The organism is uncultured Oscillibacter sp. (genome assembly GCF_910584465.1).
In the GTDB taxonomy this organism is placed as follows: domain Bacteria; phylum Bacillota; class Clostridia; order Oscillospirales; family Oscillospiraceae; genus Oscillibacter.
Genome location: NZ_CAJUBK010000047.1, coordinates 1 through 18,679, shown reverse-complemented (window position 1 = coordinate 18,679; position 18,679 = coordinate 1). Strand labels below are relative to the sequence as shown.

Annotated in this window: 15 protein-coding genes; 4 read left to right on the top strand and 11 right to left on the bottom strand. The window is 65.9% G+C overall.

The features are described 5' to 3' along the window. Together QZ332_RS10420 and udp are read left to right on the top strand one after the other, a co-directional pair. Positions 1-948 (top strand): Smr/MutS family protein (locus tag QZ332_RS10420; protein WP_295765045.1); only part of this gene is annotated, 948 nt, incomplete at its 5' end. A gap of 166 nt (positions 949-1,114) precedes the next feature. Beyond that, positions 1,115-1,888, top strand: coding sequence for a uridine phosphorylase (udp, locus tag QZ332_RS10415; protein WP_295765043.1), 774 nt, complete (start codon positions 1,115-1,117; stop codon positions 1,886-1,888). Positions 1,889-1,971: 83 nt separating this feature from the next. On the opposite strand, the gene QZ332_RS10410 is transcribed toward udp, so the two are convergent. The 3 genes from QZ332_RS10410 to pdaA form a co-directional block, all read right to left on the bottom strand. Next, positions 1,972-4,497 (bottom strand): heavy metal translocating P-type ATPase, encoded by a 2,526-nt coding sequence (locus tag QZ332_RS10410; protein WP_295765041.1) that lies wholly within the window; start codon positions 4,495-4,497, stop codon positions 1,972-1,974. 44 nt (positions 4,498-4,541) lie between these two features. After that, positions 4,542-4,838 (bottom strand): metal-sensing transcriptional repressor, encoded by a 297-nt coding sequence (locus tag QZ332_RS10405; RefSeq protein ID WP_295765039.1) that lies wholly within the window; start codon positions 4,836-4,838, stop codon positions 4,542-4,544. Positions 4,839-4,965: 127 nt separating this feature from the next. Next, complete coding sequence (gene pdaA, locus QZ332_RS10400; RefSeq protein WP_295765049.1) at positions 4,966-5,712, bottom strand: delta-lactam-biosynthetic de-N-acetylase; 747 nt, start codon at positions 5,710-5,712, stop codon at positions 4,966-4,968. Positions 5,713-5,913: 201 nt separating this feature from the next. Between pdaA and QZ332_RS10395 the strand changes: the two genes are divergently transcribed. After that, positions 5,914-6,633 carry a DNA/RNA non-specific endonuclease gene (locus QZ332_RS10395; RefSeq protein WP_363323986.1) on the top strand — a complete coding sequence of 240 codons (720 nt, stop codon included), beginning with the start codon at positions 5,914-5,916 and terminating at the stop codon, positions 6,631-6,633. After that, positions 6,630-7,307: a 3'-5' exonuclease gene (locus tag QZ332_RS10390; RefSeq protein ID WP_295765037.1), complete on the top strand. Its 678-nt coding sequence runs from the start codon at positions 6,630-6,632 to the stop codon at positions 7,305-7,307. Before QZ332_RS10395 ends, QZ332_RS10390 begins: the two co-directional genes overlap by 4 nt. A 228-nt stretch (positions 7,308-7,535) precedes the next feature. Here QZ332_RS10390 and QZ332_RS10385 read toward each other — a convergent pair whose 3' ends face one another. The 8 genes from QZ332_RS10385 to QZ332_RS10350 all read right to left on the bottom strand — a co-directional run bounded on the left by QZ332_RS10385 (position 7,536) and on the right by QZ332_RS10350 (position 18,503). Beyond that, positions 7,536-8,528, bottom strand: coding sequence for a pyruvate kinase (locus tag QZ332_RS10385; protein ID WP_295765035.1), 993 nt, complete (start codon positions 8,526-8,528; stop codon positions 7,536-7,538). A gap of 16 nt (positions 8,529-8,544) precedes the next feature. Next, on the bottom strand, positions 8,545-9,615 hold the full coding sequence (mtnA, locus tag QZ332_RS10380; RefSeq protein ID WP_295765033.1) for an S-methyl-5-thioribose-1-phosphate isomerase: 1,071 nt from the start codon (positions 9,613-9,615) through the stop codon (positions 8,545-8,547). 243 nt (positions 9,616-9,858) lie between these two features. Further along, entirely contained in the window at positions 9,859-11,127 is a 1,269-nt protein-coding gene (locus QZ332_RS10375; protein ID WP_295765031.1) for an ABC transporter permease, read from the bottom strand. Next, a complete protein-coding gene (locus QZ332_RS10370) occupies positions 11,124-11,825 on the bottom strand; it encodes an ABC transporter ATP-binding protein (protein WP_295765029.1) in 702 nt (233 codons plus the stop codon). The genes QZ332_RS10375 and QZ332_RS10370 overlap by 4 nt, the downstream gene beginning before the upstream one ends. 1 nt (position 11,826) lies before the next feature. After that, complete coding sequence (locus QZ332_RS10365; RefSeq protein ID WP_295765027.1) at positions 11,827-13,545, bottom strand: HlyD family efflux transporter periplasmic adaptor subunit; 1,719 nt, start codon at positions 13,543-13,545, stop codon at positions 11,827-11,829. Between the two features lie 671 nt (positions 13,546-14,216). Further along, positions 14,217-16,256 carry a TRAP transporter permease gene (locus QZ332_RS10360; RefSeq protein WP_295765025.1) on the bottom strand — a complete coding sequence of 680 codons (2,040 nt, stop codon included), beginning with the start codon at positions 16,254-16,256 and terminating at the stop codon, positions 14,217-14,219. 127 nt (positions 16,257-16,383) lie between these two features. Further along, a complete protein-coding gene (locus tag QZ332_RS10355) occupies positions 16,384-17,418 on the bottom strand; it encodes a TAXI family TRAP transporter solute-binding subunit (RefSeq protein ID WP_295765023.1) in 1,035 nt (344 codons plus the stop codon). A 644-nt stretch (positions 17,419-18,062) separates the two neighbouring features. Beyond that, positions 18,063-18,503: a CBS domain-containing protein gene (locus QZ332_RS10350; RefSeq protein WP_295765020.1), complete on the bottom strand. Its 441-nt coding sequence runs from the start codon at positions 18,501-18,503 to the stop codon at positions 18,063-18,065. Positions 18,504-18,679 lie beyond the last annotated feature (176 nt).

Below are 18,679 nucleotides of genomic sequence, written 5' to 3'. Positions count from 1 at the left end.
CTGCTGATCGGCATCCCCGGCAAGTCCAACGCCTTCGCCATCTCCCGGCGGCTGGGCCTGCCGGAGGCGGTCATCGCCGCTGCCCAGGAGCAGATGAGCGGGGACAGCGTCCGCTTCGAGGATATCCTGACCCAGCTGGAGGCGAAGCGCCAGGCGCTGGAGAAGCGGGACGCGGAGTCCGACCGGCTCTTCCGACAGCGGGAGGAGGACGCCCGCAAGGCACGGGAGTTCCGGGAGCAGATGGAGCGGGCCAAGGAGAACGCCCGGAGCCGGGGCGAGGCCGAGGCCAAGCGCATCCTCCGGGACGCCAAGGCCGCCGCGGACCAGACCTTCAGCGAGCTGGCGGCCCTGCGCCGCCTCCAGGCCCAGGCGGATCCGGCCCGGGACATCAACGACGCGCAGGCGGCCATCCGGGCCGGGCTGAACCAGGCGGAGGACCGCCTCCGCGCCGGGAAGGACGCCCCGCCCCCCATCCCCAAGCCCAGCCGTCCCATCCAAAAGGGCGATCTGGTGGAGCTGCCCGGCGTGCGCCAGCCCGCCGAGGTGGTGTCCGTGGGGAAGGACGGGACCCTGCAATTGAAGTCCGGCATCTTGAAGATGAAGGCGAAGGCCGATGAGGTCCGCCTGATCGAGGACGATGAGCGCGCCGCGCGGAAGCCCAAGCCCGCCCCCTCCTCCGGCGGCGCCCGGGCCCTGCGTCCCGCCGCCAGCCGGGAGCTGGACATCCGGGGCATGGAGACCCTGGAGGCGGAGGGCGTGGTGGAGGGCTTCCTCTCCGCCGCCGTGATGGGGAAGCTGGAGTCCGTCACCATCATCCACGGCAAAGGCACCGGAGCCCTGCGCAAGGCCGTCCACGACATCCTCCGGCGGAACAAGGCGGTGAAGAGCTTCCGCCTTGGCGTCTACGGAGAGGGGGAGACCGGCGTCACCGTGGTGACGATGAAGTAGATCGGGGAAGGGGCCGTAGGGCCGATCCCCCTGCGGCCGGAGCAGGATCTTCCCGAAGGGCCCGCCTATCCAGGCGGGCCCTTCAAAATTTTTCGTCGGATCGTTGCAAGGTCGACCAAAATTTGCTATACTATCTCCACAATATCACGACATTGAGGTGACGATCATGCAAAAGCTCGAAAAGCAGTTCCATATCGCCTGTACCGCCGGCGACGTCGGCCGCTACTGCATCCTGCCCGGCGATCCCGGCCGGGTCCCCGCCATCGCCGCCTACTTCGACGATGCCAAGCAGGTGGCCTATAACCGGGAGTACAACGTCTGGACCGGCACCCTGCTGGGGGAGAAGGTCACCGCCTGCTCCACCGGCATCGGCGGGCCCTCCGCCTCCATCGCCATGGAGGAGCTCCATAAGTGCGGCGCGGACACCTTCATCCGCACGGGCACCTGCGGCGGCATCGATGTGGACGTCCAGTCCGGCGACATCGTCGTCGCTACCGGGGCCATCCGCTATGAGCACACCAGCTTGGAGTATGCCCCCATCGAGTTCCCCGCCGTGGCGGACTTCGGCATCGTGGACTGCCTGGTCCGGGCCACGAAGGCCCTGGGCTACCCCCTCCATACCGGCATCGTCCAGTGCAAGGACAGCTTTTACGGCCAGCACGATCCCGCCGCCTCCCCGGTGTATTACGAGCTCCAGCAGAAGTGGGAGAGCTGGAAGCGCCTGGGGGTGAAGGCCAGCGAGATGGAGTCCGCCGCGCTGTTCGTGGTGGCGGCGGCGCTGGGATGCCGCTGCGGCTCCTGCTTCCATGTGGTGTGGAACCAGGAGCGGGAGGCCGCGGGCCTGGATCAGGAGATGAGCGAGGATACCAGCACCTCCGTCCGGGTGGCCGTGGAGGCGCTGAAGCTCCAGATCGAGGCCGACCGGGCCGCGGGGAAGTGACGCACGGGTTATCCTATCATCTTTTATAAAGACAATAAGGAAGCGGACTGCCGGGCGGCAGTCCGCTTCCTCGCGCAGGGGGCTCACTGGATGCCAAGCACCTTGTAATCCTGGTCCTCCACGGCCTTCTTCAGCGCCTCGTCCGCCAGGGCGGCGGAGAGGGTCACGACGGCGGTGCCGCTCTCGTGGCTGACGGCGGCCCCGCTGACCTCCGGCAGGGCCTCCAGGGCCTTCTTCACACGGGCCTCGCAGTGGCCGCACATCATGCCCTCGATCTTCATGGTCTTTTCCATAGTTGGCTCCTCCTTGATTTGTTTGGGATGTTTCCGCTTTTTATCCTTTTTCCCGTCCCGCAGGTCGAACAGGTTCAGCCGCAGGGCGTTGGAAACCACGCAGAAGCTGGAGAGGCTCATGGCCGCCGCCCCGAACATGGGGTCCAGCGTCAGCCCCAGGGGGATGAGCAGCCCCGCCGCCAGCGGGATGCCGATGGTGTTGTAGAAGAACGCCCAGAACAGGTTCTCATGGATGTTGCGCAGGGTGGCCCGGCTGAGCCGGATGGCGGCGGGCACGTCGGAGAGGCGGCTCTTCATCAGCACCACGTCCGCCGCGTCGATGGCCACGTCGGCCCCCGCGCCGATGGCGATGCCGGTGTCCGCCCGGGTCAGGGCCGGGGCGTCGTTGATCCCGTCGCCCACCATGGCGACCTTGCCCTGCTCCTTGAGCCTGCGGATGACGCTCTCCTTGCCGTCCGGCAGGACCCCGGCGATGACCTCGTCCACCCCGGCCTGCTCCCCGATGGCCTCGGCGGTCCGTTGGTTGTCCCCGGTGAGCATGACGACCCGGATGCCCATGTTTTGAAGCTCCCGCACCGCCTGGGGGCTGTCTTCCTTGATGACGTCCGCCACGGCGATCACGCCCAGCAGCATGCCGTCCCGGCTGAAGAACATGGGGGTCTTCCCCTGGGCGGACAGCGCCTCGGCCTTGGCCTGGGTCTCCCGGGACACCGCTGCGCGGGTGCTGATGAAACCGTGGTTCCCGCCGCTGAGGGCAGCCCCGTTCCATTTCCCGGTCAGCCCGTTCCCCGGGAGGACCTGGAAGTCCGTGACCTCCTCCAGAGGGACCTGCTCCTCCTCCGCTTTCTGGAGGATGGCGCGCGCCAGGGGGTGCTCGCTCTTCCGCTCCAGAGCGCAGGCCAGCCGCAGCAGCTCCTGCTCCCCATCGCATAGCCCCTCCTCCGGGAGGATGTCCGTCACCTTGGGCTCCCCCTTGGTGATGGTGCCCGTCTTGTCCAGGGCCACGATCTCCGTCCGGCCCGCCGCCTCCAGGGACGCGGCGGTCTTGAACAGGATGCCGTTTTTCGCGCCCATGCCGTTGCCCACCATGATGGCCACAGGCGTGGCCAGTCCCAGGGCGCAGGGGCAGGAGATGACCAGCACGGAGATGCCCCGGGCCAGGGCGAAGCCGGCGGTCTGGCCCAGCAGCAGCCAGACGAGGGTGGTCACGGCGGCGATGGAGATGACCACCGGGACGAACACGCCGGAGACCTTGTCGGCGATCTTGGCGATGGGGGCTTTGGTGGCCGCCGCGTCGCTGACCATCTGGATGATCTGGGAGAGGGTGGTGTCCTCGCCGACACGGACCGCCCGGCACTTGATGAACCCGCTTTGATTCGTGGTGGCGGCGGAGACGCTGTCCCCGGGGGCCTTGTCGACCGGGATGCTCTCGCCGGTCAAGGCGGACTCGTTGACGGCGCTTGCGCCCTCGACGACCACGCCGTCCACCGGGATGTTCTCGCCGGGGCGGACCAGGAAGACGTCGTCCTTCCGCACCTGCTCGATGGGGACCGTCACCTCCCGGCCCTCCCGCTCCAGCACGGCGGTCTTGGGGGCCAGCTTCATCAATCCCTTGAGCGCGTCGGTAGTCCGGCCCTTGGAGCGGGCCTCCAGCATCTTGCCCACGGTGATGAGGGTCAGGATCATGGCGGCGGACTCGAAGTAGAACTCCATCATGTACCCCATGACGGCCTCCATGTCCCCCCGGACCTGGGCCCCGGTCATGGCGAAGAGGGCATAGGTGCTGTAGACGAAGGCCGCCGAGGAGCCCAGGGCCACCAGGGTATCCATGTTCGGCGCCCGGTGCCAGAGGCTCTTGAAGCCGCTGACGAAGAATTTTTGGTCGATGACCATCACCGCCGCGGTCAGCAGGAGCTGGAGCAGGCCCATGGCCACGTGATTGCCGCGGAAGAAGGCGGGGACGGGCCAGCCCCACATCATGTGCCCCATAGAGAAGTACATCAGCACCAGCAAAAAGCCCAGGGACGCGATGAGGCGGCGCTTCAGCAAGGGGGTGTCGCGGTCCGCCAGCGCGTCCTCGGCCGCGGCGGCGGATCCGGAGGGAGCGGCCGTCCCCGCGCCCTTCCTGGACGCGCCGTAGCCCGCCTCCTCCACCGCCGCGACGATCGCGGAGGCGGAAGCCGTGCCCTCCACGCCCATGGAGTTGGTCAGCAGGCTGACGGAGCAGGACGTGACCCCCGGCACGTTGCCCACCGCCTTTTCCACCCGGGCGCTGCACGCGGCGCAGCTCATGCCGGTGACGTTGTATTGTTCCATAGTGGACCTCCTTTGCCGAATGATATATCGGGATATTATGAAAGTTATTTCATAAGCTTTTGCAGGGTGGCCAGCAGCTCGTCCACGGTCTCGTCCTTCCCCTCCCGGATGTCCCGGGTGACGCAGGTGCGGATATGCTCGGACAAAAGCTCCTTGCTGAAGGCGTTCAGCGCCGCGTTGGCGGCGGCCACCTGGGACAGGATGTCGGGGCAGTAGGCGCTGCGTTCCACCATGCCCCGGATGCCGCGGATCTGGCCCTCGATGCGGCTGAGGCGGTTGATGAGGCGCTTGTACTCCTCCTCGGAGCGTTCCTTGGTCTTATGGCACTCACAGGTCTCCATAGTGGCCTCCTTATGTTCGATACCCCGTGGGGGTATCTTGATAATATACCCCGGAGGGGTATTTGTCAAGAGGAAAATGACCGGCGGGGAGGGGCCCTCCCGCACCGGCCGGTTTCATGAGAGCGGATCAGACTTTGGGGAGCTCCTCCAGGGAGGCGAAGCGGTAGCCCATGTCCTCCCACTTGGTCAGCAGCTCGTCCAGGATGTCCGCGTTGGTCTTGGACGTGGAGTGCAGGAGCACGATGGCCCCGTCGTGGATGCGGGGGAGGAGCTTGGCGTAAGCCTGCTCGGCCGTGGGCTGGTTGTCCACGTACCAGTCCACGTAGGCGAGGCTCCAGAACACCGTCCGATAGCCCAGGGCGTGGGCCTGTTTCAGGTTCTCCTCGCTGTACTTCCCCTGAGGGGGCCGGTAGAAGCGGGGCAGCTCCTGCCCGGTCGTCTCCTGATAGAGGGCGGCCAGGCTGTCCAGCTCCTTCTGGAAGGCCGCCTGGTCGGAGATGGCGGACATGTCGGGATGGTGATAGGTGTGGTTGCCCACGATGTGGCCCTCCTGGGCCATGCGCCGGATGATGTCCGGAGCGGTCTCCACCATGTTCCCCACCACGAAGAAGGCGGCGGGAGCGTGGTGCTTTTTCAGGGCGTCCAGGATCTTCTCCGTATAGCCGTTCTCATAGCCGCAGTCGAAGGTGAGGTAGATGACCTTGTCGCTGGTATCGCCCAGGAACCAGGCGTCATGCTCCGCCAGCTCCTCCGCCGAGGCGTTGCCCACGGGGGACTGGCCCTCGTTGGGGAAGGAGAGCCCCCAGTTGTCCGCCGAGGCGGGGATGATGGCGGGGGCGGCAGCGGGGATGGACTTCCCCTGCAGATAGAGCATCGCCGCCAGGAAGAGGCAGGGGAGCGACAGGATGAGCGCGCCGCGGATACGCTGAAGCATAAGGCACCTCCATGAAAGATCGTTCGATGATGTTCGTCATCACTCAGCATATCCGAAAACGGCCGGTTCATCGGTTGAAAAACCTGCCGGGAAATGTTATATTTGGAGTATCCAGATCTTGAACGACAGGGGGAGACAGATATGGCGAAGCAGAGGAGCCGGTCGAAGACGAAGCAGCAGCTGACGCCGAAGCAGATGGCGGTGGTGCTGCTCTTGTGCGTCGCGGCGGCGGCAGTGCGGTGGTATCTCCAGCCGGAGCCGGTCTCCCTGGAGGATATCCCGGCCTATGGCGGCGCGCCCTATGTGGAGCTGGAGGGCAACGAGCCGGGCTTCACCAAGGAGGAGATGACCCTGGAGGTCTTCGAGGAATACAGCGAGCTGGACGCCCTGGGCCGCTGCGGCGTGGCTTACGCCAATATCTGCCCGGAGCTGATGCCCACGGAGGAGCGGGAGAGCATCGGCAATGTGAAGCCCACCGGCTGGATCTCCGCCAAATACGACTGCGTGGACGGGAAGTACCTCTACAACCGCTGCCACCTGATCGGGTTCCAGCTGGCGGGGGAGAACGCCAACGAGTGCAACCTCATCACCGGCACCCGGTATCTGAACGTCACGGGGATGCTCCCCTTCGAGAACGAGGTGGCCGATTACGTCCAGCGGACCGACAACCACGTCCTCTATCGGGTGACGCCGGTCTTCGTCGGCTCCGAGCTGGTGGCCCGGGGGGTCCAGATGGAGGCATACTCCGTGGAGGACGCCGGGGAGGGCGTGTGCTTCAACGTCTTCGCCTACAACGTCCAGCCGGGAGTGGGCATCGACTACGCCACCGGCGAGAGCTGGCTGGAGGAGGACGCGGCATGACCAGGCTTTGGGAGCGGTTCGACCGGATCGTCGTATTCGACACGGAGACCACCGGCGTCGAGTTCGGGAGGGACCGCATCATCGAGATCGGCGCCGTGGCCCTGGAGGACGGGGCGGAGACGGACGGCATGGACCTCTTCCTCCGCCTGCCGGAGGGATGGCGCCTGGATCCCTTCATCACGCGCCTGACCGGCATCACGGAGGAGCGCCTGGAGGCCGAGGGCGTGGGGGATGAGGAGGCCGCCAAAGCCTTCGCCGCCTTCCTGGAGGGGGCGGAGCGGCCCTTGATCGCGGCCTACAACGCCCAGTTCGATCTGAACTTCCTGTTTTTCCTGCTCCAGCCCTGGGGCCTGGGAGGCGTGCTGAAAGCGCCCCGGTTCCTGGATGTGATGACGGTCTACCGGGACCGGCGGGATCATCCGCACAAGCTGTGCGATGCCATCGAGGCGTACCACCTGGAGGACAAGGCGGTGAACAGCCACCGAAGCCTCGACGACGCCCGGGCGGCGGCGCTGCTGCTGGAGGCCATGGCGGAGGAGAAGGACGATCTGGAGCGGTACATCGACCTCTTCGGCGTGCATCCGAGGTACGGGAGGTCCGGACGGAAGATCGCCTCCGTGACCTACCGGGTCCAGCCCTATGAGCGGGAGAGGCCGCTGTATGAGCTGGGATGACCGGGATGCGGGATGATAAGGGAAAGGGGGAGCGCCCGGCAGGAGCCGGGCGCTCCCTCAGCCTGTCGAAAAAAAGCCGTTTCGACAGGCTGGGCAAGTTTTCAGGACGTTCAAAAAGGTCCTGAAAATTGATCGATCGAAAACGAGAGGGGCCCTTCCTGGGTCCCTCTCGTAACTCGCTCCCTTCCCGTCGGGGAAGTCTCCCTTATTTTTTTGACACGCTGCTCTTCAGCCTTGGAGGGCCCTCAGATACGCCTCCGCCTCCCTGGCGGTGTTGACCAGGTACCGCATGGCCTCCACGGGCCATCTCCCCACGGCGGTCTCCCCGGTGACCATCACCGAGGCCGCGCCGTCCAGCACGGCGTTGAAGATATCGCTGACCTCCGCCCTGGTGGGGACCGGGGCCTGCTCCATAGAGGCCAGCATCTGCGTCACCACCATGAAGGGCCGTCCCGCGTCCCGGCAGGCGGCGGCGATCCGCTTTTGCAGGGCGGGGAGCTCCCAGAGGGGGCCGGAGTTGCCCAGGTCCCCCCGGGCGATGACGATCTCGTCGGCGGCGGGGATCAGCTCCGCCAGCTTCGCCATGCCGTCCCGGTCCTCGATCTTGGCGAAGAGGCGGATGGACCGCCCGCCCGCTTCGTCCAGCGCGGCCCGGACCGTCTCCAGGTCCTCCCGGCCCCGGACGAAGGGCTGCATGACGCCGGTGACGCCGTACCCCTTGGCGGCGCGGAGGTTCCGGCGGTCGCTGTCCGTCATGGCGGGGAGGCGCACGTCCGCGCCGGGGAGGGCGGCGCTCTTCCGCCCGTTCAGGACGCCGCCCCGCTCCACCAGGGCCAGCGCCCCGCCGGGGAGGGGCTCCAGCACCCGGAGGAGGAGCTTGCCGTCGTCCAGCAGGACCTCCTGGCCGGGGAGCAGGTGGGGGAGCACGGCGGCGGGCAGGGGGACGTCCTCCCCCAGGCGGACCTTCGCCCCGTCCTCCAGGGCGAGGGGGGCGGGGAGGACGCCCACCCGGAGCTCCGGGCCCTGCATGTCGATGAGGAGCTGCGGCGTGACGCCGCACTGCCGGGCGGCGGCGTGGAGGCGCTCGATCTGCTCCGCCGCGCCGGGGAGCCCCACGTGGGAGAGGTTCAGCCGCACGCCGGTCATGCCGGCCTCGAAGAGCCGGGCCAGCGTCCGGGTGTCGGAACAGGCGGGGCCAAGGGTGCCGTAGATCTGAAGCATCGGATCCCTCCCCCCCTCAGCGGAAGAGGGCCGCGAGGCTCTCGGTGTAGGGGGGACGGCAGATGCCCTTCTCCGTGACGATGCCCGCCAGCAGTCCGTGGTCCGTCACGTCGAAGGAGGGGTTATAGCACTTCACGCCGGGGAGGGCCATGGGCTTTTCATACCAGAGGGCCTTGATCTCCTCCGGGTCCCGGAGCTCGATGGGGATGTGGGCCCCGTCGGGGCAGGCGAGGTCGATGGTGCTGGTGGGGCCCAGGGTGTAGACGGGGATGCCGTAATGCTTGGCCAGGATGGCCACGCCGCTGGTGCCGATCTTGTTGGCGGTGTCCCCGTTGGCGGCGATGCGGTCGCAGCCGACGAAGCAGGCCTGGATCCAGCCGTTCTTCATCACCATAGAGGCCATGTTGTCGCAGATCAAAGTCACGTCCACCCCCGCCCGGTGGAGCTCATAGCTGGTGAGCCGGGCCCCCTGGAGCAGGGGGCGGGTCTCGTCGGCGAAGACGCGGATGTGCATCCCCCGTTCCGCCGCCAGGAAGAAGGGCCCCTGGGCGGTGCCGTAGCGGGAGGTCGCCAGCGGCCCGGCGTTGCAGTGGGTCAGGACGCCGTCGCCGTCCTTGAGGAGGCTGAGGCCGTATTCGGAGATGGCGCGGCACTTGGCGATGTCGTCCTCGTGGATCTCCACCGCCTTCCGGTACAGGGCCTCCAGCAGGGCGGGGCGGGGGTCGGAGGCATGGGCGGCGGCGGCCGCCTCCATCTCCCGGAGGGCCCAGGCCAGGTTCACCGCCGTGGGGCGGGAGGCGTTGAGCTGGGCGGAATAGGCCCGGAGCCGGGCCTGGAAGGCGTCGGGATCCTCCTCCTCGATCGAACGGGCCAGGAGATAGAGGCAGTAGGCGGCGCAGATGCCGATGGCGGGCGCGCCCCGGACCCGGAGCGCCCGGATGGCTTCCACCATCTCCTCCGCGGTCCGGAGGCGGATCTCCTTCTCCTCGTTGGGCAGGAGGCTCTGGTCGATGATGTAGAGGGCCTCCGCCGCTTTGTCATAGCGGATGTTCTGGACATGGGTGACGGCTTTGATGGGATCGGTCATAGGGACGCTCCTTTCTGACGCGGGGCTGGTCTCGTTCCCCAAATCATACCATAAAGCGGCGGCCTGCGCAACCGTCCGCCGGGAAAGGGAGCGCCCGGACGAAACGTCCGGGCGCTCCAGAGTATCAAAAAAGTAGGGAAGGCTCCATCGACGGGAAGGAGGAGCGTTACGAGAGGGACCCAGGAAGGGTCCCTTTCGTTTTTGATCGATTTCGACGGCGCTGCCGATGTCATCCGCCTGAGGTCACTCCGCCCGTAGGGCCTCCACGGGCTGGAGCTTGGACGCCTTGACGGCCGGGTAGCAGCCGAAGATCAGTCCCAGCAGCACCGAGAAGCCCAGGGCCCCCGCGGTCACGCCGGCGGAGGGATAGATGGTCATGTGGAACAGCAGGTTCCCCGCCGTATAACAGCCCAGCGTGCCGATCAGGATGCCGATGATGCCGCCGATGCCGCACAGCATCGCCGCCTCGATCAGGAACTGGGTGACGATGGAGCTCCGCTGGGCCCCGATGGCCCGGCGGATGCCGATCTCGCGGGTGCGCTCGGTGACGGTGACCAGCATGATGTTCATGATGCCGATGCCGCCCACCAGCAGGGAGATCGCCGCGATGCCCCCCAGGACCAGGGAGATCATGCCCATCTGCTCGTTCATGCTCTGCTGCCAGCGGTCGTCGGGACTGACGTAGGAGTCCCCGGTGGACGAATCCACCAGGCCCTTCAAGAAGCCTCGGATGCGGGTGGCGACCTCCGTCGTGGAGACGCCCTCCCTGGCCTTGACGATGAAGCTGGAGATGTTCTCGCCCCCCAGGAGCCGCCGGGCGGTATAGGGGATGAGGATGAAGTTGTCGATGGTGCTGCCCTGGGCGTCGCTCCCGGTGATCCGGGGGTCATAGACGCCCACGACCTCGAAGTTCTGTCCGTTGAGCTGGAGCACCTTGCCCACCGGGTCGGCGGAATCGAAGAACGCTTCCGCCGCCTGGGAGCCCATGACGCAGACCTGGTTGTACCGCTCCACGTCCAGCTCGCCCAGGTCCCGCCCCTTGGCGACGATCAGGTTGTTGCAGGCGCTGTATTGGTCGCTGACGTAGTAGACCTGGGGCGGGTACTGTCCGGTCATGTTGCCCCGCTCGTCCCAGTCCCATTGGAAATTGGCGGAGTTCTTGGTCCCGTAGACCACGTTGACGCTGGCATAAGCCTCCGGCGTCACGCCCACGACGTATTGGGGGATGGATTTGCAGTAGTCGTACAGATCCGGGAAGTAGTCCCGGCCCGAGGAGACCATGTTGCCGTTCTCGTCGACCTCGTAGAAATAGTTGTAGATCTCGACGGTGACCTTGTTGCTGCCCATGGCGGAGAACTGCTCCATGGTCTTGGCGGCGTAGCCGCTCATGACGGAGACGATGGTCATGACGGCGGCGATGCCGATGATGACGCCCAGCATGGTCAGCATGGACCGGCCCTTTTTGCCGATGATGGACTTCCAGGCCATTTTCACTGCCTGACGGATGTTCAAAACCAGTCCACCTCCTGTTCCTTGTCCTCCACGATCTTCCCGTCGGTGAGGCGCACGCAGCGCCGGGCCGTGGCGGCGATGCCGTTGTCGTGGGTGATGAGGATGACGGTGGTGCCCTCCCGGTTCAGCTGCTGGAGGAACTCCAGCACCTCGTGGCCCGTCCGGGAGTCCAGGGCGCCGGTGGGCTCGTCGGCCATGATGATGGGGGGCTTGGTGGCGATGGCCCTGGCGATGGCCACCCGCTGCTGCTGTCCGCCGGACATCTCCGTGGGCTTGTGCTTGACGCGCTTGCTGAGGCCCACCCGGTCCAGGGCCTCCAGGGCCATGTCATAGCGGTCGTCGGCGTTGATGCCCTGATAGATCAGGGGCAGCTCCACGTTCTCCAGCACCGTCAGGGACTGGATCAGGTTGTACTGCTGGAAGATGAAGCCGATCTCCTTGTTGCGGATGCGGCTGAGCTCCTTGTCCGTCAGCTCCCGGACGTCGGTGCCGTCCAGGAGGTAGTCCCCCCGGGTGGGGATGTCCAGGCAGCCCAGGACGTTCATCATGGTGGACTTGCCGGAGCCGGACTGGCCCACGATGGCCACGAATTCCCCCCGCTGCACCGTGAGGGAGACCCCGTCCAGGGCCCGGACCTCGCTCTCAAGACCCTCGCCGTAGATCTTGTAGATGTCCTTCAGTTCGATGAGATCCTTCATATCAATAACCCCAGGGGTTGGCCGACTGGATCTGGGTGAAGACCTCGGTGCCTTCCTCCACGCCGGACTTGATCTCCACGTTGTAGTTGTCGGAGATGCCGATCTCCACGGAGACGGGCCAGTAGCCCTCGGGGATCGTCTCGTCGGCCATGATGCCCTCCAGCGCGTCGTCCGGGCGGTCGCCCTTGACGTAGACCACCTGGAGGGTCTCGCCCTCTTCCGTGGACACGGTGCGCACGGACTGGAGGGGCAGGATGAGGCAGTTGTCGTTCTCGCTGGCGGTGAGGGAATAGTTGATGTAGCTGTTGACCTGGAGGGCCTCCTCCGAATTGTCCACGGAGATGACCATGGGATAGGTCGCCACGCCGTTGTTGATGGTGCTGGAGAGGCTGACGCTCTCCACCATGCCCGCGGCATAGGTGCCCCACTGATCCAGGTCCACCATCATGCCGGCCTGGACGGCGCTGACGTTCCGCTCGTCCACGGTGGCGTTGACGATCAGGGAGGAGGTGTCGGATATGTTGACCACGGTGGTGTTGGCGGCGACCTCGTCGCCGGGCTTCATGGTCAGGCCGATGATCTTGCCGGAGATGCCCGCCACGGCGCTGCAGTTCGCCAGGTTCTTCTCGGCGGTCTCCAGGTTCTTCTGGGCCTCCTCCAGGCTCTGCTCCACGGAGAAGATCTCGGCCTCGCTGTCCTCGCCGTCGATGACCACCAGGACCTGCCCGGCGGAGACCTGGAGGAAGTCCACCAGGGTGCTGGAGATGACGGTGCCGTTGACGGTGGAGTTCAGGTCGCCGGTGCGGTAGTACTCCAGCTTCCCGGGCTCATAGGGGTAGACGGTCTCGCCGCCCACGTCCACCGTGGCGGTGGCGGCCATCTCGGCGCTGAGGGCGCCCTCGTTGTCCACCAGGATGTCGGCGGAGAAGAGCTTGGTGCCCTCCGGGGTGATGCGGCTGACCATGTGGACGGCCTCCACCGTGCCGGGGAGGGAGCTCATCAGGGCGGGGATGGACACGTCCACCTTCTGCCCCCGGACGATCTGCCCCTCGTAGGCGTAGCTGTAGTACTGGGTGAGGCGGAGCCGGGTGTCGTCCGCCAGGACGGCCACCTTCTGCCCCTTGCTGATCTCGTCGCCGGGGTTCAGGTCCAGGGTCTCCATCAGCTTGCCGGGGTAGCCCGCCGCCAAGTTCAGCCCGGCGATGTCCTTCCGGAGGGCGGCCAGCTGCTTCTCATAGCCCAGCACGTCCTGCCGGGCCTTATCCACGGCGGCGCGGGCGTCGTCGGAGTCGATGACGAAGAGGGGCGCGCCCGCCTCCACGGTGTCGCCCTCGCTGACGAACACCTCGGAGACCGTGCCGGCGGTGGCGATGGTGATGGTCTCGCTGTCCTTGGCCTTGGTGAGGCCGCTGCCCTCCACGGTGGAGGTGATGGAGCCGTACTGCACCATATCGGTGAGGACCATCGTCTCGCCGCTGTCGTCCTTCCCCGACAGGAAGCGCCACACGGCGAGGCCCACGGCGGTCAGGATGAGGAGGATGACGAACAGACGGACGATCTTCCGCCGTTTCTTCCGGGGCATGCCCTTCCACTTTTTCCAGAGGGAGCTCTTCTCCGGAGCGGGGGCCGCCTCCGGAGCGGGAGCCGCCTGCTGAGCTGCCGGAGCCGCCTCGGGGTCCGCCTGAGCGGTCTGCTTTTCACGATCCATGACTTCTGACATATGACTTCTCCTTCATCGGTTCGATAGGATCCCGGAGGCGGCGGCTGTCCCCTGGAGGGAGCGGCCTCCGCCGGCTTAGGACCCGCCCCGTGCCCGCTGGACGCGCCGACTGCGCCGGTCCCCCGGCCGCACGCTGGTGTGGCCGCGGGAGGGGCCCTGGCCCGGCGGGGAGGATCCCCGCCTGTCCGGCGTCCTCCGGGCGTGGGTACAGGTCTTTGGACTTCGAGACAGGGCGGCAGGCCCTGGCACCAAAACTGTATCACCTATGCTAGAACAGTTTGCCGGGGAAAACAACAACAAAACGGTTACAGTTTTCTTAAGATTTTCTAAAGAGCAGGAAAGCCTGCCCCGTTTTTATAGACGTGGGAAGGGCTGCGGAGGTTTCAGAGCAGATCTCACAAAAATTTGGAAGGAGAGGGCGCGCCTCCCGTCGTCCCCACATCCAGGAAAGAAAAGACCGCCCCAAGGGGCGGTCCCGGGCCGCCGAACGAGGCGGGGAACTCAAATGACGGGAAGGACGCGTGTGTGCGGCAGACCCAGGAAGGGTCTCCTGCGCCGTTCGGATCATAAGTTTTCAGAACGTTCGTAACGTTCTGAAAACTTGCCCAGGCTGTCGAAAACGTCTTTTCGATAGGCTGAGACCGCCCCGGAGGGCGGTCTCGAAGACAGGTTCAGGTACCGGCGGGGGCACGCTTCGCCAGGGCCCGCTGGAAGAGGATGATGGCGGCCAGAGCGGCCAGGCCCACCACGTCCGTCAGGGCGCCGGGTATCATCATGGCAAGGCCCGCCGCCGCCAGGGCCAGCCGCAGCAGCCCGGGGATGGGGCGGAACAAAAAGCCGTTCAGCGCCGCGGCCACGCCGAAGATGCCCAGCAGCGCGCTGATGACGATCTGCACCACCTGGAAGGGGCTGGTCACGTTCACGAAGAGCATCTCCGGACTGTAGGCGAAGATATAGGGCACGATGAAGGCGGCGATCGCCAGTTTCGTGGCGTTGATGCCGGTCTTCATGGGGTTGGACTTGGCGATGGCGCTGCCCGCGTAAGCCGCCAGGGCCACGGGAGGCGTGATGTCCGCCACGATGCCGAAGTAGAACACGAAGAAGTGGGCGGGGATCTTGCCGATGCCCAGCTGGATCAGGATGGGCGCGCAGGTGGAGGCCATGATGCAGTAATTGGCCGTGGTGGGCACGCCCATGCCCAGGACGATGCAGCAGAGCATGGTCAGGAACAGGGCGATGAACAGGGACAGCGCCGGGAAGGGGATCATCCGGCTGACGCCGATGACGCCGTTGATGAGCTTGGAGGCCAGGCCCGTCACCGTGATGCAGCCGGATACGATGCCCGCCACGGAGCAGGCCACGGCCACGGTGATGCAGCTGCGCCCGCCGGCCTCCAGGGAGGAGACGATCATGCCGAAGGTGTCCTTGGCGAAGCGGGCGGGCACGCCCTCCGCGTGCTGGGCGCGGCTGCCGGCGAAGAGGTGGGGCAGGCTCACCAGGATCGCCAGGCCGATGGCGACGGCGGCGGAGAACTGGAGGGTCTTCATGTTGGTAGACACCATCCAGACCAGGACGACCAGGGGCAGGAGCAGGTAGATGCTCTTGATGAGGGCCCCGAACTTCGGGAGCTGGTCGCGGGGGATGCCCTTCAGATCCAGGCGGCGGGCCTCCAGATGGACGGCGATGAAGATGCCGGTGAAGTAGAGGAACGCGGGGAGGATGGCCTTCAGGGCCACGTCGGCGTAGGTGGTGTCCATGAACTCCGCCATGAGGAAGGCCGCCGCGCCCATGATGGGGGGCATGATCTGCCCGCCGGTGGAGGCCGCGGCCTCCACGGCCCCGGCGAACTCGCCCTGATAGCCGGTGCGCTTCATCATGGGGATGGTGACGGAGCCGGTGGTGACGGTGTTGCCGACCGACGAGCCGGACACCATGCCGCACAGGGCGGAGGAGATGACGGCCACCTTGGCCGGACCGCCGGAGGTGCTGCCCGCCAGGGAGTTGGCAAGGTCGATGAAGAAGTTGGAGATGCCGGTCCGCTCCAGGAACGCGCCGAAGATGATGAACACGGCGATGAACTTGGCGCAGACCTGGACGGGCGTCGCCATGACGCCGGAGGTGCCGTAAAAGAGGGTGTAGACCACCCGGGCCAGGTTCTGGCCGCTGGCGAAGGTGTAGACCAGCAGCACGCCCGCCACGCACAGGATGGGCAGGCCCACGCAGCGGCGGCAGAGCTCGGCCAGGCAGGCCACGCCCACGATGCCCAGGACGATATAGAACCAGGCGTTGTCCACCGAGCCCTCGCCGAAGGGGTTGATCTTGGCGGCGCTGGTGAGGATCTTGGCCAGGGACATGTAGTTGACGCAGTAATAGAAGAAGGAGCCCGCGCCCAGGACCATCAGGACGACGTCGTACCAAGGCATGGAGTTGGGCCGCACGTGGTCCTTCCGGGCGGGATAGGTCAGGTAGCCCATGACGATGATGAGCCCCAGGAAGGAGCTGAGGCGGATGGGCATGTCCCAGTTGCACCGGAGGGTCAGCCAGATGCAGTACACGGAAAACAGGGCCATGACCACGCTGACCAGCGCTTTGGGTCTGCCTTCCCAGATGCGGGTGGCGGATTCCCGGTCATACTTGCGCATGACCTCTTCCATCTCCGCCGCGGTGCCGATCTCTACGTCGGGAAGGTGGTTCTTGTCTTTCTCGCTCATAGGGATGTTCTCCTTGTTCATTGAATATAGTGCCCTTGCCGTATTGAAGGGGCGGAGATCCGTGCCGCCCTTTCAATGCGGCAAGGGCCGCGATACGCGGCCCTTGCCAGACGGGCTCGGGTTAAGATCAATAGGTCCCGGCGGGGATGGTATAGGCGCTGTAGAAGGGGGAGCTCTCCAGCAGGGCGTTGGTGTGCTCCTCGTCCAGGCCGACCAGATAGGTGGGCTGGGACAGGGCCAGGTCGGAGATGGCGGGGGTGGGAGCGCCGGCCACGATGAAGGCCGCGTCGATCTTGCCGTCCTTGAGGTTGTCGGCGCTGTCGCCGAAGTTCTGGAACACGGGGCTGATGTCGGACTCGGTCAGGCCGTAAGCGCCCAGGACGTCGATGGCATTGAAGTACACGCCGGAACCGGAGACGCCGATGGAGACGGTCTTGCCCGCCAGGTCGGCCACGGACTTGATCTCGGGATCGGTGGTGGCGATCTGGACCTGCTCCATATACAGGGCGGCCACCACGGAGAAGTTGGTCACGGGGGACTCGAAAAGGCGCTCGCCGTTGTAGGCGTAGCTCATGACGTCGGACTGGACGAAGCCCAGCTGCACGTCGCCGGCGGTCAGGTCCTCCACGTTGGACTGGGAGCCGTTGCCGACGACGGCGGTGACGGACACGTCGGAGTTGGAGGAGACATAGCTGGCCAGCACGCCGCCGAAGGCGTAGTAGGTGCCGGTCTCGCCGCCGGTGGTGAAGGTCAGCGCCTTGGAGTCGCCGGAGCCGGCGCCGTCCTTGACCGCGGCGACCTCGATGCCCTTCTCAGCGAAGTACTTGGCCGCGCCGGGGTGATAGGGCACGGAGGTGACGGAGGAGGCGAAGGCCAGGTCCAGCTCGCCGCCCTTGGCGTGCTGCTCGGTGATGGCGTCGGTGTTCTCGAAGATGGTGGAGACGAAGTTGTACACGTCGTCCTCGGACACGTCGTCCCGGGCGATGACCACCGCGCCCACGGCCACGGTGTTGGTGTCCACGGCCTCGGCCTTGGAGCCGGAGTCGGCGGGGGCGGAGGTGCCGGAGGGGGAGCCGGAGCCGCTGTCGTTATTGCCGCCGCAGGCGGAGAGGGCCATGGCCAGCACGAGGACGGCCATCAGCAGAGAGAATTTCTTTTTCATCGTTCTTCCTCTTTTCGTCAGGATTTGGATTTTGCCAGGGCCGGATATGGCTCCTGCAAGTATGTGCATATCATATCACGGGGTCCTGCGCTTTTCAAGGCTGTATTTTGAAGTAGTAAATAATTTTTGCAAGTTACTATGAATGCACTTGCGTTTTGGGGCTTTTTTGTGGAAGTTTCCGGCCCCTGTCCCGCGGCGCGGGAGGATCGCACAGATCGGGGCGGCCCGGCCGGAGGGGAGATCGTGCAAAAAAGCGACGGCCCCTCAGGAAGGCCGGGCTTCAGGATCGAGATCGAGGGCAAGGCAGACTGCGCCGGTCTCTCTTGCCCGGTCATGCTGTGTGAGGCATGATGACATCCTTAAAGGGAACGCCCGCCCTTTTCCCATGAGGGGGAGACGCCCTCTCTCGAAGGCCCGGCCGCGGGGGACCTTCCTCCCCGCGGCATCGCACAGGATCGTCCCTGCCCGCGCGGCCGCAGCATACCGGATGCACCGTCCCGGATGCCTCCCCGGACCTGGATCTCCCATATGTGGCTCCTGGCAGATGCCGGACCGCTATAAAAGCGGCGCCCGCCGAAAAGCAGATCCTTTTCGGCGGGCGATGGTCTTTCACGGTCCGGTCCCCTCGGCTTTCCCGAGAGGGCTCATACGATCTTCCGGAGGCATGGCGCGGCGTCCTTCTCCTCGGAGAGGCAGCGGATGATGTCCTGCCGGGTGACGATGCCGATGAAGCTGTTCAGATCGTCGACCACGGGGACGAAGTTGTGGCGGATGATGTTGTCCAGCAGTTCGTCCAGGGAGGCGGTGATGCGGACGGAGGGGTTCTCCCGGAGGATGTCCCGGACGTGGAGCCGTTCCAGCTCCTTCAAGGAACAGGGACAGGGCGTGCCCTCGTCCGGGAGGAGCCGCCAGAGGAAATCCCCCTCGCTGACGGTGCCCACGTACTGGCCCTTGCGGTTGATGACGGGGACGGCGCTGCGGCCGTGGTGCCGGAGCTTTTCCAGGCCCTGGCGCATGGTGTTGTCGTCGTACAAAAAAGCGACGCGGTGCTTGGGGGTCAACAGATAAGCAATGTTCACGATCATGCCTCGTTTCTGAAGGGGCGGGGCGGCCCGCCTAAGTCGTAGCAGCAGGTAGGTCATCGCTATCTATAATATACAGGAAGCGTCTGGGAAAATGGTGAACAGTTTATGAAATCTGCCCAGGGATCTTGGCGGACAGGGGGGACCGCCGGGGCGCAGGGGGCCGGGAGGGCCGGAGG

Coding starts and splice junctions, on each gene's coding strand:
- udp (WP_295765043.1), top strand. CDS start 1,115: ATGCAAAAGCTCGAAAAGCAGTTCCATATCGCCTGTACCGCCGGCGAC.
- QZ332_RS10410 (WP_295765041.1), bottom strand. CDS start 4,497: ATGGAACAATACAACGTCACCGGCATGAGCTGCGCCGCGTGCAGCGCC.
- QZ332_RS10405 (WP_295765039.1), bottom strand. CDS start 4,838: ATGGAGACCTGTGAGTGCCATAAGACCAAGGAACGCTCCGAGGAGGAG.
- pdaA (WP_295765049.1), bottom strand. CDS start 5,712: ATGCTCTATCTGCAGGGGAAGTCCATCCCCGCTGCCGCCCCCGCCATC.
- QZ332_RS10395 (WP_363323986.1), top strand. CDS start 5,914: ATGGCGAAGCAGAGGAGCCGGTCGAAGACGAAGCAGCAGCTGACGCCG.
- QZ332_RS10390 (WP_295765037.1), top strand. CDS start 6,630: ATGACCAGGCTTTGGGAGCGGTTCGACCGGATCGTCGTATTCGACACG.
- QZ332_RS10385 (WP_295765035.1), bottom strand. CDS start 8,528: ATGCTTCAGATCTACGGCACCCTTGGCCCCGCCTGTTCCGACACCCGG.
- mtnA (WP_295765033.1), bottom strand. CDS start 9,615: ATGACCGATCCCATCAAAGCCGTCACCCATGTCCAGAACATCCGCTAT.
- QZ332_RS10370 (WP_295765029.1), bottom strand. CDS start 11,825: ATGAAGGATCTCATCGAACTGAAGGACATCTACAAGATCTACGGCGAG.
- QZ332_RS10365 (WP_295765027.1), bottom strand. CDS start 13,545: ATGTCAGAAGTCATGGATCGTGAAAAGCAGACCGCTCAGGCGGACCCC.
- QZ332_RS10360 (WP_295765025.1), bottom strand. CDS start 16,256: ATGAGCGAGAAAGACAAGAACCACCTTCCCGACGTAGAGATCGGCACC.
- QZ332_RS10355 (WP_295765023.1), bottom strand. CDS start 17,418: ATGAAAAAGAAATTCTCTCTGCTGATGGCCGTCCTCGTGCTGGCCATG.
- QZ332_RS10350 (WP_295765020.1), bottom strand. CDS start 18,503: ATGATCGTGAACATTGCTTATCTGTTGACCCCCAAGCACCGCGTCGCT.